8 protein-coding genes and 5 pseudogenes are annotated in these 14408 nt (G+C 57.1%); 3 read left to right on the top strand and 10 right to left on the bottom strand.

Annotated features, from left to right (window positions below; genetic code table 11):
* The first annotated feature begins 42 nt into the window (after positions 1-42).
* The 3 genes from cysS to ML_RS01640 all read left to right on the top strand — a co-directional run bounded on the left by cysS (position 43) and on the right by ML_RS01640 (position 3048).
* Complete coding sequence (gene cysS, locus ML_RS01630) at positions 43-1464, top strand: cysteine--tRNA ligase (protein ID WP_010907674.1); 1422 nt, start codon at positions 43-45, stop codon at positions 1462-1464.
* Entirely contained in the window at positions 1454-2383 is a 930-nt protein-coding gene (gene rlmB / locus ML_RS01635) for a 23S rRNA (guanosine(2251)-2'-O)-methyltransferase RlmB (RefSeq protein ID WP_041322375.1), read from the top strand. Before cysS ends, rlmB begins: the two co-directional genes overlap by 11 nt.
* 401 nt (positions 2384-2784) lie before the next feature.
* Positions 2785-3048 (top strand): PI-PLC domain-containing protein, encoded by a 264-nt coding sequence (locus ML_RS01640; protein WP_010907676.1) that lies wholly within the window; start codon positions 2785-2787, stop codon positions 3046-3048.
* A 2319-nt stretch (positions 3049-5367) separates the two neighbouring features.
* On the opposite strand, the gene ML_RS01645 is transcribed toward ML_RS01640, so the two are convergent.
* From ML_RS01645 to ML_RS01680, 10 genes and pseudogenes are all read right to left on the bottom strand, one after another.
* Positions 5368-5649, bottom strand: coding sequence for a hypothetical protein (locus ML_RS01645; protein ID WP_162618221.1), 282 nt, complete (start codon positions 5647-5649; stop codon positions 5368-5370).
* A gap of 374 nt (positions 5650-6023) precedes the next feature.
* A complete protein-coding gene (locus ML_RS18400; protein WP_368730489.1) occupies positions 6024-6176 on the bottom strand; it encodes a PPE domain-containing protein in 153 nt (50 codons plus the stop codon).
* A 126-nt stretch (positions 6177-6302) separates the two neighbouring features.
* Positions 6303-6617: pseudogene (locus ML_RS18405) on the bottom strand (PE family protein).
* Positions 6618-8462: 1845 nt separating this feature from the next.
* A pseudogene (locus ML_RS01655) lies at positions 8463-8838 on the bottom strand (type II toxin-antitoxin system PemK/MazF family toxin).
* Positions 8796-8952, bottom strand: a pseudogene (locus ML_RS13900) (type II toxin-antitoxin system antitoxin MazE5); the annotation flags it as partial. The pseudogenes ML_RS01655 and ML_RS13900, both read right to left, overlap by 43 nt.
* 3 nt (positions 8953-8955) lie before the next feature.
* A pseudogene (locus ML_RS17710) lies at positions 8956-10230 on the bottom strand (SLC13 family permease).
* Positions 10231-10272: 42 nt separating this feature from the next.
* Positions 10273-11098 (bottom strand): annotated as a pseudogene (locus ML_RS18410) (MBL fold metallo-hydrolase).
* Positions 11098-11856 carry a LamB/YcsF family protein gene (locus tag ML_RS01670; RefSeq protein ID WP_010907677.1) on the bottom strand — a complete coding sequence of 253 codons (759 nt, stop codon included), beginning with the start codon at positions 11854-11856 and terminating at the stop codon, positions 11098-11100. Before ML_RS01670 ends, ML_RS18410 begins: the two are co-directional and overlap by 1 nt.
* 930 nt (positions 11857-12786) lie before the next feature.
* Entirely contained in the window at positions 12787-13647 is an 861-nt protein-coding gene (locus ML_RS01675; protein ID WP_010907678.1) for a metal ABC transporter permease, read from the bottom strand.
* Positions 13647-14408: a metal ABC transporter ATP-binding protein gene (locus ML_RS01680; protein ID WP_172591945.1), complete on the bottom strand. Its 762-nt coding sequence runs from the start codon at positions 14406-14408 to the stop codon at positions 13647-13649. Before ML_RS01680 ends, ML_RS01675 begins: the two co-directional genes overlap by 1 nt.

The following is a 14408-nucleotide window of genomic DNA, read 5'->3' on the forward strand; positions in this document are numbered from 1 at the left end:
GAGAATCCGCCAACACGGAACCAACAGGTAAGCTGGCCCGTCGTGATCGATAGCGGCCATTTGCGGCTCCACGATACGGTAGCTGGTGCTGTGCGCGATTTCGTTCCGCTGCGAGCCGGGCACGTCTCGATCTACCTGTGTGGTGCCACCGTTCAAGGACAGCCGCACATCGGGCACGTCCGCAGCGGGGTAGCCTTCGACATTCTGCGCCGATGGCTCATGGCACGCGGCTATGACGTCGCGTTCATCCGCAACGTCACCGATATCGATGACAAGATTCTTAACAAGGCTGCCGCGGCTGGCCGGCCGTGGTGGGAATGGGCGGCCACCCACGAGCGCGCGTTTACCGCGGCCTATGACGCCTTGGACGTTTTGCCGCCGTCAGCAGAGCCGCGAGCCACCGGGCACATTACCCAGATGATCGAGCTGATCGAGCTGTTGATCGAGACAGGTCACGCCTATACGGGCGGCTCTGATGTTTATTTCGACGTGCTCAGCTACCCGGATTATGGCCAGCTATCTGGGCACAAGATGGACTATATCCACCAAGGCGAAGGTGTGACTACCGGCAAACGTGATCAACGCGACTTTACTTTGTGGAAGGGCGCCAAGTCCGGTGAACCGTCGTGGCCTACGCCGTGGGGCCGTGGCCGTCCAGGCTGGCACCTGGAATGCTCGGCAATGGCTCGTGCTTATCTTGGTTCTGAATTTGACATCCATTGCGGTGGAATGGATTTAGTTTTTCCGCACCACGAAAATGAGATCGCGCAGAGCCGCGCTGTCGGGGATGGCTTCGCCCGTTACTGGCTGCACAACGGCTGGGTAACGATGGGTGGGGAGAAGATGAGTAAGTCGCTGGGTAACGTGTTGTCCATCCCAGCCGTGCTGCAGCGGGTTCGGCCAGCCGAACTGCGTTACTATCTCGGTAGCGCCCACTACCGGTCGATGCTGGAGTTCTCCGAGGCCGCGCTACAGGATGCGGTCAAAGCTTATGTCGGAGTGGAGAATTTCCTGACTAGGGTGCGTACTCGGGTTGGTGCCGTTGGCACCGGCGAACTGACCCCACGGTTCGCTGCAGCACTCGACGACGATCTGGCGGTGCCGATCGCGCTGGCTGAGGTGCACCACGCTCGTGTGGAGGGTAACCGAGCGCTCGACATCGGCGACCACGAAGGTGCGTTGACGAACGCCGGCGCTATTCGAGCGATGATGGGCATCTTAGGTTGCGACCCGCTTGACGAACGTTGGGAATCCCGCGATGAGACGTCGGCGGCGCTAGCGGCTGTCGATGTGCTGGTGGCCGCTGAGCTAGAAAGCCGGCAGATGGCACGCGAGCAGCGTAACTGGGTACTTGCCGATCAGATCCGCGATCGACTCAAGGATGCCGGTATTGAGGTAACTGATACCGTCAACGGGCCGCAGTGGGAACTGTTGGCTGGCGATAAGCAAGTTGATGCCCGGTAACTCGCGTCGCCGGGGGGCTGTCCGCAAATCCGGCACCAATAAGGGGACCACCGTTGGCTCGGGCGGCCAGCGTCGCCGTGCGTTGGAGGGGCGTGGTCCGACACCGCCGGCGTATCTGCGTCCCAATCACCCCGCCGCCAAGCGGAATCAATCCTCGCCGCACCGGCCGGTCAAACGCACCGACGAGACAGAAACGGTGCTTGGCCGCAATCCGGTGCTGGAGTGTCTGCGCGCCGGCGTCCCGGCAACTGCGCTTTACGTTGCGCTCGGTACCGAAGTCGACAAGCGGCTCACCGAATCCGTTATGAGAGCAGCCGATGTGGGCGTGGCGATCCTCGAGGTACCGCGCACGTACCTGGATCGAATAACTAACAACCACTTACATCAGGGCATTGCGCTACAGGTACCACCGTACCACTATGTTCACTCCGATGATCTGCTCGCCGCCGCTACCGATTCGCCGCCGGCGTTGTTGGTCGCGCTGGATAACATCTCCGACCCCCGTAATCTCGGTGCAATCGTGCGATCGGTAGCGGCATTCAGCGGCCATGGCATCTTGATACCACAGCGGCGTTCCGCCTCGGTCACCGCGGTAGCGTGGCGCACCAGCGCCGGTGCTGCGGCGCGGATCCCAGTGGCGCGGGCCACCAATCTAACTCGGGCGCTCAAGGTTTGGGCCGATCAAGGATTGCGGGTGATTGGACTGGACCACGATGGTGACACCGCACTCGACGACTTGGACGGCACGGACCCGTTGGCGGTAGTCGTTGGCTCGGAAGGCAAGGGTCTGTCGAGGTTGGTGCGGCACAGCTGCGATGAGGTGGTGTCGATACCTATGGCCGGTCAGGTCGAATCGCTGAATGCCTCTGTGGCCGTCGGAGTGGTGCTTGCCGAAATCGCCCGTCAGCGCAGGCTTTAAAGCCGTTGCTCGGCTGGCCCGCCTACGTCGGCGCCGTGTTAGTGGTGATGGCTGTCCGTGGTTCTTGCGCTGCCGCCATCGGCGACCTCGTAACCACCCGGCTTCTATTCGCAGGCCCATACTGATGATCGCTGTGAGTACAACCGGTTAGTCATTGCGCGCCTGCACTAAAGCGCTTGAACTTGGGGTCACCACGTTCGAGTTCGGAATCAACATCACCAAAGATGGTTAACCATTTGGTGTGGCATGATTTTATAGTTGACTCGCAACAATGCTCTACACCCGCGTTAGTTGGTTAACTACCGATATCCGTACGTCGGACAACTCGTGCACGCGCTCAACTTGGCCAGCTTCGCACGCTGGACCGCGGCAAGCCGAGAAGAGGAATTCCCGGGGCTGAAGTGTTGCGGGGCAACAAGATAGTTGTCTTACCGGAAGTTTTCGCGCTCACCGATTACTATCTGGCCGATGTACGGTTCAACATCGAGACCAAGGTAGCGGCCGATCGGCCAGCTGTATCCGTCTTTTCTCAAGAGTTCGTTGATGTGGTGCTCGCCGTGGTCAGATCCGTCGGCAAGGTCGACCGGGTGGCTTCGCCTGGCGAACGCCCTGCCGATGGTGCGTCAGGCTTAGCCGTCTATACCGTTGGTGGCCTTATGGGATGAGCGGATCTTAGTAGCCAGCTACCCAGGTCGCTGAGACGTTGGCGGCTACCGCGCGAGTGAACGTTTCCGCACCAGGGTGAGTTTGGTCGGAAAGTCTTTGCGGTCAGGCGGGAATCCCGCCTGACCGCAAAGACTTTCCGAGATCCTCTAAACCAGCTGTGTGACAGGTACAGGGCTTGGTCTATCAGAGTGTGTCTGTGCGAGGTTTGCATAAGTCAGATACACCACGACCTGGGTGTTCTCGATGCTTCCGCCGGTTCCGGTAGACTAATGTTACTCTCTCAACAGAGTGTAACATTCTTGATGTTGCCTGTTTCGTCAACTATCAGAATTGCGCCGGAGTCACCGAAGGCATTGACGATTTTAGTCGCGCCGATCATCTTGAACTGTCCCAGTGTCCCATTTCGCCTGAGCCAGGCCGATGCTGCAAACCATCCGATAGCAATTTTTGCGATCCAGACCCTACACCATCCCAAGCATCAACTCACTGGCGTGGCGCAGTGATTTGTAGTGAGCGAACCACGGCGCGATCCGATCGAGAACTCCGTTAACCATCGATCTAGAGTCTACGCTGTGAACAGCGGCAGATTCAGATGTGCGCACAAACCTAGAACAATGACCTCGGTCACCGTTCCTACCAGTGGCTGGTACGACAGAGCGCTACCATCCCGAACTACGGCCGCAATGCAGGGGGGCAAATATATCTCTTTCAGATCAGGGTACGTGCATCCTAGTTCGACGATTTCTCCGGTTAGGCGAGTTCGTGTAGTATTGCTCTCAAATCCCGCGCTCGATATAAAAGATGCTTAAATATGTTGCGTGTGAACCGAATCTTGGCCATGCCATCCAAATTGTCGGTCAAAAACAACAGGTCGGCGACTGCCGCGTTCTGGAATGTTCCGGTCGAGGTCATACTCAGTTTGCCTGCGTCGATGGCGTGATCTCTGTCGTTTCAGCCGTCCACGTTGACCGTAGCCGCGACGTCGCCCACATGTATCGACGCACCAATGCTTCAATGCCTCGAACAGGTCTAAGTGCTGGCTGAAGAACTTGTGTAAGCCGAGTTTTACGACGACATCGACACGGGAATCGTCCTGGATCGGGTCGGGGGCGGGGCCCGTTAGCACGACTTTGAGCTGGTCAGGTGTGGTGATTTATACCGTGATGCTGTCGATGGCGAAGACATCGTCCGAGCTGCCAAGGTTTTTTTGCCGTCAACGAGGTCATGTGTGGCTCATATCAGATTCGGGACAGTGCGCAGAAGACAGTGTCGGCATACAGAGGATTGCACCTGTGTCCAACCTCCAAAATTAGTAGCGCCATATGGTATGTACCGGTTTACCGATACATCCTCAGGGACCAGCGACCTCAGCAGCAGGGGCACCACGGCATCCGGTCGCTGCAGGAGGCCTGCCTCGCCATCCAGGCTAGGGTATCTCATTTGGCGTTTTCGGCTTGATTGTGGGGAAACATAGCCAATGCATTGGACTCATACATACGGCTATCGATTGATACGGGTACACCAAATCCTCCATGGATTGGCTCCAGTATGCCTGCCAACCCTGATCCGTGATCACGGTGTCACCTTGCTAAATAATAGATAATACAGCTTATTTCATACAGAGGTGTCGGTCCCCAGTTTCTGCAGGGGGCCAACATAACCTGACTGGTCTCCGGCATGAGCCAATATCACTGGGTAGTTATACATAATCTGCGACGTTACAAAACCTTTCAGATTCCGATGTAGCTCGACACAGCAGCGGCATCGTCTGCCACATAAATACCTGTAGCCTCATCCAAATTCGCCTGCACGATGTCCAACAATGCATTAACCTTTGTATAGCTGCCTACACTATCCCGGCATGAGCGCCTTGGCAAGGCGCAACAGCCTCCCCGGATGGAAAAGGTCAATATCGCCAACGCTGACTGCCTAGCAGCCACAAAATTATGTGCTGTATCAACCCTACCTTTACTGCAAACACCGATTGCGACGTCACCAACTGCGGAATATGGGCATCCGCCAAAAACTCATTATGCTCTTCTCGTTTTCGATATTCTAGTTGTTAACTATCGGGTCAATCACACTGATCTACGCCTGTTACCGCACTGTAACAACCATATCCGGTGACCACATAGCCGGCATGATCGACACCCGCGGACTGCCACCGAAAAATAACTACTTCAGACCGTCAGTCCAAAAGGGCACCCAACCTACTCGTTATCAGCGCGGTCCCAGCCAATCCCAACGTGCCGCCACACCGATCACAAACCACCACAGACTCCGACACACTCAATATGGAGCCGACACCAAGTTTGCCCCTATGGCGCCACCGCAGACGACTCATCGACACCATAGCTACCTAAGAAGCGTGCGGTATGAGACGACGCGTCTGGTGTCTCTACACCGACTTTGATAGCCTTCATCCCCATCCTCGACTGGTAGTCGAGGATGGCTACTCGCCAATGCTGATCGGCAACGAAGTCGACAAAGCAATCGTCATCCCAATAACTTAGTTTTGCCAACAAAATGGCGTAGTGACCGCGCGGAACGGTAGAGGACAAGAGGATTCCGACGAGCGCGAGGGCGCTTGTCTCTAACACGATTACTAACGGTAGGATGGGCGCGGTTATGATCACGTATGCGCCGATTGGAAACAGCAATTCGAACAATATCGCAGGTGGCTAGGCAATAGCACACCTAGGGCGGTCGCCGATTGTCGACGCGGGGGCAAGAACGTTGGTTGCGTTACCGGAGTTTTTGCACCGTGGTGGTGCCGGTGTAGCCCGTGGTTTCGATGCCGTTACCGAACCCAATGCTGTCAAACGCTCATTGTGGTCGTTGTCTGAATCCACATCCGCACATAATCGGACTCATTTACGGCGATCGGGATCGCTTAATAACAAAGAAATTCGCCCCTAACGGCATTGCATGAGCGGCTCGTTGGGCCTTAAGCCGGCATTTCGGCGAGCGTAGCTTAATACGCTCCAGTTGCTGCTTCAAGTTGGGTAGCAACTTGCGTGCAGTTGGCGCTAATCTTTGTCGCACAGGCCAGATGCGGGTCATGTGCGGCCACATAGCTCACGGCGTGAGGCTCCTCCCACGCACCAGCTGACAACTCAACCAACATCTCAACCAAGATCGCAGTGTTGGGAGTTCTCTTGTTGCCCAAGAATATTCGTCACTTAGCGAGGTCCATACCGCCGCCAACAAAGAACCAGTACCCTGACCTGCACTGAGCAATGTCTAAATGTACCTACGGTGGCACGGCCAACCAACTCGGAACCGGTACGGATTTCGTAAACCGGTTAACTGTCAAATCAACGACTACGCGGCCGGCCGCATCACCGGCGGCATGACTAGCAGAAGACTGCGCCACACCGACTCCAGAATAGCCCAACTGTTCGACCCCTTGAGTCGCCACCACGGCATGTTCATGTTAGCTACTCGAAGCACTTAACTCAACCGTGGTACGCACTGACATCGGGTTCGCCGCCGGCGGCACCGCCGCCGTAATTATCGGCACCGCAGCAGCTAAACCCTCCGGAATCACCCGCAGTATAAATAACAACCCTACTCTTCTGTGCACCCATCGTACTGACCAAAGGAATTCATTTAGAACTTGATGTAACTGAAGTGACCACCCCGCAGGTATTTACTTGCGTATCCATATCCAGTTGAGGTTGCGGCGGATCGCGTCGAGATACATTAGGTCGGATGTCGCCATCAGTCACGATCAAACCGTTACCTCCTCACAGTGTTGTTGGCAGCAACGGTAGGGTGACACCCAGACGACCAATATCGGGCACATGGGGGATTTATATACGGACCGAACTGCGTACAACACGCTGTTGCGTACGCGGTAGCCACGACCAGATTTGACATTATTCACACACAGTACTATTCGATAGCACTTTGCACTTAACACAGCCCGGATTGGTGCGGATTAACAATGTTAGACATAGATTTCGGTGAAGTGTGGGATTTTCTCAATTAGCACGGCCAACCCTTGCATTTGAGCTTTCTGCGGAACTGGGTCCCACAGCGGATAATTGCATTTTCGACGGAACCGGCCAGAGTATAGCCATTACGGCCGACAACAATCACGTTGACAACCATGATGAAATCGCCATAAAGCCGGCCTGATTTCCTACTGGCGGACATCGGTACCGCACACGAAAAGGTGGGATGAATTAGCCATGTTGCTTGTATAGCGTCACCTACCGTTGGATTATCCTTTGTCAGATTCAAGGCCGCGTCCAAAACGTGGTATTCACCCAAAAGGGCTTTGACTCCAGGACCATTTTACCTACATTACGGCGTGTGACTTTCAGGAGCGCAGGATTGTCCTCTTAATCGGGTCTTCCTCGCCGACTTTGGTTTCGTCAGTTATGTCGACCAGCTACTAGTCAAGAGAGATTGTGACCGTAGCCGTTGTACCGAGTACACTGGTAATCTGACTGTCGTGAAGACTATTGCGTCGGTGTTCACGATAGCGTGATTCATCGTCGCTGTCCGATGAACCCTCGCAACTGAGGCTACTACGTAGTTTTTTGTAATTTTTCCGGTTTGGGTTTGGGTGACAATCGTACGCTTTCGTTTTTGTGCACAATTTAGCTATCTTGTCAACGGCTGCGAGGTCCACCGTGCGGCATGTGGGAGTCTGCTCGTCTATCGGTCGTTGTCCTGATAGCACTGTGTTTTAGTTGGTTCTAATTGTGCGGTTGTTGGGCTTTGAACTGCTTGGCCGCGTCCGCAATGCTTGGGAAAACGGGTTCTTGTGGGTCGCTTTGGTGACGGGGTTCTGGACGTGGCTGCCACCCTCCCCAGTTCTGCTAGTACTCACTATCATTTTGGCATTGGGAGCCGGGCTTTATCGTCGAGTGGATTCTCTTGGTGGTGGCTGGGGGCCCAGATTGTGTTGAGCATACGCTACCCGCTGACGTCGTTATCCGAAATAAACCAACCTGGTTTGAAATGATCGATGGACAGGTCCGCCCGAAGGGCCAAGGCGGTAATCGTCTCAACCGAACTGCAGGACGGTACCAGTCTTCAAAGCGCACGGTCCTAGTAAGAATCAGGCCATGGCGTGGCTGGTCTTTCGATCGCAGCCAACGATCAAGTTCGGGATCCGTAATCCGATGACGCATTCGTTGATATACTGTCCGATTGGTCCTACACGATGTTATCATTGGAGATAATATTTGTTCCGTCAACATTCCCGATGGCAAAATGGATTGTTGCACAACAAAACCGAGATGCATAGGATGGTTTACCGATAAATTTGTATATTTGATTCTGTGTATTCGGTTCGATCGTGATTCGCTGTCCCCAAACCATTTAGTTTGTTGAGCGGTGTGCATGTCGAATCTCTTCATCAGCATCCGTTTCGAATTCTCGCTAGTTTGCTGATGTGTCAGCCAGAGCAGTCGATTGCGGCTTCGACGGCTGTGTAGATTGCGCGCATTGTGCGTTTCGGCGAGGTGGCCGGCCAAGCCGAGTGACCAATACCGCGACCGAGACACTCTCGACTGAGTCCAAATTCACCGCGGAACGGCGCTGGATCAGGTCGGAACCGGGTCAAGAACTACCTCGTTAGCCAACCCTCGGATGATCTATGGTGTAAGGTGCGACGAGTGCGCGCCGAATTCGGGGGATCGCCGCATCGCATGAGAACACAACGACTTGAGATGGCCAATCTCGGCCATCTCACACCACCACACTTCTCCATGTGCTGGAAGCGCGTTAACGAGTCTGCAGCCGTCCGTCGCCACGGTGCCCAGTTGCCCCATTCGTCAGGCTCATTGACTGGGTGCTTGTTGTAGGCCGCGTCGCTCGCATCCACCTCGGTCGATCGATAACGAGTAAAGTAATGCTCCAAGAGCCTTATTGATCAGAGTTGTGTCTGCTCATCCTAGCCTGCCCCCTTCCATTGGTCGACCAGCCCGGCGGCGATGTCCGGCAGCTGCCGTGCGCGGTATAGCCCCTGCCAGGGCCGGCAGGGGCACGGTACACATACACAGTCCGATACGGGTGTACTCGCCGTCGGCTGGCCTGGATATTCTGCTGAGGCGCGGCGTGCTGAGCCCCAGCAGAATATCCAGTGAACCAACATAGGTCAGGTTGGGGGCCCGACTGGTGACCTCGATCAGCCCATCACCAGGATGGCGTAGGTCCGCTGGCCGCGACTAGCGGCAGCAACCTAACCAGCGTCGCGGGCAGATTGTCGACGGCGTTGGCCAACACAGCGGTCACCGCGGCGATCGGGAACAATGCCGGCAGTCCGCAACCGGGACGGCAGCAGTGCGGACATGGCGCTGTTCATTCCGTTGATAATGACTGCTTACACCGCGATGCCCAAGCGCCAGCACGAACAACAGGAACGACAGATCCATCGAACGCACGATCTCGGCCGCCGACATGTGTCGACGGTTGAAACTGCGAAGCGCCAACACCGAAGCGCCGGCCAGTATACCAGTGTAACCAGGCCGAGACCTCCATAGATTCCGAGGACCACGAACCCGGCACGCATAAGCGGCCGCCGCCAAGACAAACTACCGGTGGCCACGGCTCGAGCCTGACTTGCTTAGAGTTGGGCGGCACACGCAGATCATTGGCGAAAACCAGCGAAATACCAGGCACACTGCGGCTACCGCGGTAAGCCACAGCACCGCTATCAGCGGGGTGAATTTGGTTGATGAAGTATTAGCGAGGTAGAAAGCCAACAAGTTGGTCAGATTCGACACCGGAAGAAGCGGCGAGGCGGCATTGGCCAGATGGACGGTGGTGTAGGCGTATGGTTGCGTCGGGGTTCGTAGTCGGCGCACGGTCGCTAACACCAGTGGGGTCAATAAGATTACCGTGGTGTCCAGGCTGGGCGCGGCAGTAGGGTCGGTGGCGGTGATGACGAACACGTGCTGCAGGGCCCGTGTGACCCGATGCGAACGGGTGCCATTACCGTGCCTGCGGTCTCGCACGAGCCTTCGTCGTCGCACAGTTTGGCCAGCATCAGCAGCGGGCCTAAAAATGCGACCACTCGGACAAGTACGGCAACCTGCACGGCCGCCTGTTGAACCGAAATCGCGTCAATCTCTATCTAGAATGACAGTTGCCAGTGTCTCTGGCCGGGTAACTGCGCACCCGAAGACAACGGTTAGCAGCAACAGCGCAACGATCAGCGTCAACGTTTAGATCCAGATATCCTCGCGCCGAAATACCGTTGGCAGCTACAGTGTGACCCCGTACTGGGGTGGCCATCGCATCGAGAATCCACACCGGCATGTTTAAAATCATCACCCGTGTATGACAAGGCCCGCAAGGCTGTGACCAGCGGTCGGAAGAATTATAGTCCCAGTTGACCAAAGTCGAGATAGACTTTATCGGCATGGTGGCTGGTCAGCGTACTCTTGATGAAACCGGTGGTGCGCTGGATGAATAGTGGTCGGCCCTATGTCGGTGGTACACCAGCGTCGACCACGCCTTGACACAGCGATCGGTCGACGCCCGCACTGGTAGTGTCAGCAGTGCGTTGATCACACTCGGCAACCTGTCGTGTGGGCAGTGGTCTGACTGCTACCAGCCTAACATCGTAGGCGCCCAATCGAATTGGTTTACTGGGGCCGCGGCGACAAGGTGGCTCTCGGGGAGTCCGCATCCGTGCCCAACCTGGGTCGCCAATTGGCTCTCCATCGGCTGGGTGCCGGTGGTGTCGGAAACCTTATGTGGGGTCATCAACGTGGTCGATGTGCGTGTGCACCGCAGCGATAGCACCAAGCTGAGATGCCTTGGCCCGGGCAAGACAGCCGTCCACGCGTGGTGGCGCTATGGTGACGTCTTGCGGATTGCCAGTCACGCGAGGCTGGGGCGGGAAAAGTAGCCGCCGGTGATCAACGCGTACGATCCGTTGTCGAGCAGCAGCGTAGCGACACCACATTTATCTTACCGTAAGCGATTTATCTTACCGTAAGCGGCGCATGCATAAGGTTTGGCGGCAGGAATGTTGAAACTATCCGAATACCGCGCGATGTCGGGGTGACCGAGGCTCGATCTCATCAGCAGAACGCCCTGATATCGATGCCGGCGGCGTTGAGTTGATCGCGCACCGCGGTAGCCATCTGTATAGCGTTGGGGGAATCGCCATGCAAACAAATCGATTCCACGGTGACGGCAAGCTGTGTGCCGTCGACCGCAGTGGCCTTACCGGTGGTCACCATGGTTACCACTCTTTGCGCGATCACCGCAGGGTCGTGCAACACCGCGCCGGGTTCGCGCCGAGAAATCAGCTGACCGTCCGGTCGGTAGGTTCGATCGGCGAACGCCTCCGCTACCGTGCGTAAGCCAATGCGCGCGGCCTCGTCAAAAAACGTCGAACCAGCCAAACCCAGCACTGGCAGCGTGGAATCCACCAGCTGTATTGCCGCAGCGACTGCGGCACCTTGTTCGCGGTTGGTCACGATCGTGTTGTACAGTGCTCCATGGGGTTTTACGTACGACACCGCGGAACCGGCGGTCTGTGCGATCGCTTGCAATGCGCCGATCTGATAAACTACATCGGCGAGAAGATCGTCGGCGGTAACGTCGATGAATCGTCGGCCGAACCCGACTAGGTCGCGATAGCTCACCTGTGCTCCTATGCGCACGCCACGTTCGGCTGCTAACCGGCATACCCTAAGCAGCCCGGCGGGATCTCCGGCGTGGAACCCGCACGCCACGTTGGCGCTAGTGACGATCCGCAGCATGGCTTCATCGTCGCCGAGCCGCCACACGCCGAAGCCCTCACCCAAGTCGGCGTTAAGGTCGATACAGGCCATTCGGCCAGCTTAGGAGCTGGCCCAGCAGCAAATTCATTGTGGGATCTTGGCTACGACTTGATCGAGGAGGCCGTAGACCCGCGCTTCGGCGGCGAGGGAGTCCGCACCGCCATAGAGTTGCCTGTTGCATTGCCCTAGCCCATTGCTACTTGCTTAGGCATCTTGGTGGCGCTCTGTGGGAAGTGATGTCGATCGCTACCGCACCTGTTTGGCTATAGTCGCATGTCACGATGTCGATGGCGACATTGTTGTGCACGGTCAGCGCACGCTGGCACACTTATTTTCATAGCCGCCTTCTTAAGGCTACGAGGTGCCGAGCATGCCGTTGGCGTTGGTCACCCTAGTCACGGTTCACACAGTGTCCGAGGCACCGGGGTTCCTATAGGAATACCGGTGCCTCGAGCAGGTGGGCCAGCTTCGTGTTGAGGCATCGTAGAATGCGGAAACGTCCTGCGCTGCAGGTAACCAGATCATAGCCTTAATGGCTTAGGGTTGCGCTTTTTTTGAAGTTGTCGACACTGTCGTCGAGGGTTTGGCCACGGAGATACCAGGCCTACCTGGTGTCCGCATAGGCCTTGGCTTGTGTCGGTCCATTTATTGGTAGGCAAGTCCTGTCACACACGCTGGCGCTCTAGTCCCACATTCCTATGGTGTTGTCACATATTTTCAGTGATTTAGCGCCCAACGCGCTATTGATCTGACGCACGCTGAGCAGCAGCCCGTTAAGCGCTGAAACCGCTACCGCATTCGGTTACGTTCGGGGCGGCTAAGGCCTCTCCGTTAACCGTGGTGCTGTAAGCGACGATGAGTGTTCACAGGCCGGCCAGCGCAACGCCTGAAATTTGTCTCCCGCACTGGTCCTCCCCAGAGCTTTGCGCGAGCCGGAACACTCGGGCTGTCCCATCGATTAGGTCATCGTAGTGGACACGCTTATGCGCAGACCTCACGATGTCGCCCGAGTAGCCAGCAAAATAGGTAGATCAAAAACGAGATGGTCGCGACGAACACCGAAACCGGCACACCAGGCGCCAACGACAGCACGACGCCCCCAACGGCAGAGACCTCGGCGAAGATCACCGCTGCCACCATTGCCGCGACCGGCGAGGCGACTACCTGTGCTGCCGCGGCCGCCGGTGTGATCAATAGTGACATCACCAACAACGCCCCGACGACCTGCACGGCTTGCGCTGCTACCAGACCGACCAGCGCGGCGAATACGATGCCCAGCGCGTGAACGGGCACGCCACACGCGGCCGCGACCTCCGGATCGACCGTCGCGAACAACAACGGTCGGTAGCAGGTCGTCAACACTGCAATGACAAACAGGCAAACGAGCGCCAGCGTAGCCAGCCCGGAGTAGCCCACGTCGATGATCTGGCCGGTCAGCAACGCTAAACTGGTCCCGGTCCGTCCTGGGTAGAGATGGATGAACAGCACCGCTAACCCCAGCCCGAACGCCAGCACTACCCCGATTACCGAATCTCGCTCTCGGGCTCGCCGACCGAGGATGCCGAACAGCGTTGCCGCCAAAGCGCTGCCGACTAGAGCGCCCACTCCCATCTCAAACCCGGCCAGAAGCGCGAATGTGGCTCCGGTCAGCGAGAGTTCGCTGGAACCGTGCACGGCGAACGACATTTGGCGCATCACGATGAACGGCCCGATCAGCCCGGCCACCAGCCCCAGCAACAACGCCGCCAGCAGTGCCTGCTGGACGAAGTTGTGACTGAGCAAATGTGTAGTTATGTCAAAGGAGAACAGGTGGTTCCACATGTGAGCGAGTCGGTCATCCATCAAGGCTCGCCAACCACAATGTAATGATCCTCGACCTTCACCACCCGGATGTTTGCCTGGTAAAGCGTTGACAGCCTCTCGGTGGTCATAACCTGTTCGACAGTGCCGATCAGGAATCGGCCGTCGACCAGATAGAGCACTCGGTCCACATACGGCAGGAGCGGGTTGATCTCGTGGGTGACGACAAGCACCGTGGTGCCGGCTTCCCGGCGGCGACGGTCGATCAACGTCGATACCAGCTTGGCGTTGGCCGGGTCCAATGTCAGCAAAGGTTCGTCGCATAGCAGCAGCGTCGGGTCGTTGACCAGCGCCTGAGCGATGCGGATGCGCTGCAACTCGCCGCCCGACATTACCCCGACTCGGACATCAGCCAGCTGCTCGCCATTTACTTGCTGCAGCGCCGTGAATACGGCCTCGCGCCGGCGAGCTCGATCGGCGGATCGCAGCGGCAGGGCGCCCCAGCGGCGTCCGTCGATGCCTAGTCTAACCAGATCACGACCGCGCAGCAGTACTTCACGATCGATTGGGCGGTGTTGCGGCACGTAGCCTATGCGTGGACTGCCAGCGGTGATCCGCTTGCCCTCCACCCGCGCAACGCCGGCACTGAGCTCCAGTTGTCCGAGCAGCACCTTGAGTAACGACGTCTTACCGGTGCCGTTGGGGCCCAGCACCGCGATAAACTCTCCCGCCGACACCGATAGGTCGAGGTGATCCCAAAGCGTTTGATCGCCGAACGCCAGCCGTGCGCCGCTAAGCGAGAT

This window comes from Mycobacterium leprae TN, from assembly GCF_000195855.1.
Taxonomy (GTDB): Bacteria; Actinomycetota; Actinomycetes; order Mycobacteriales; family Mycobacteriaceae; genus Mycobacterium; species Mycobacterium leprae.

Bases quoted from the DNA above. Each gene is read 5' to 3' on its own strand.
- ML_RS18400 (WP_368730489.1), bottom strand. From the start codon at position 6,176: ATGTTGGTTGAGTTGTCAGCTGGTGCGTGGGAGGAGCCTCACGCCGTG.
- rlmB (WP_041322375.1), top strand. From the start codon at position 1,454: ATGCCCGGTAACTCGCGTCGCCGGGGGGCTGTCCGCAAATCCGGCACC.
- ML_RS01670 (WP_010907677.1), bottom strand. From the start codon at position 11,856: ATGGCCTGTATCGACCTTAACGCCGACTTGGGTGAGGGCTTCGGCGTG.
- ML_RS01675 (WP_010907678.1), bottom strand. From the start codon at position 13,647: ATGGATGACCGACTCGCTCACATGTGGAACCACCTGTTCTCCTTTGAC.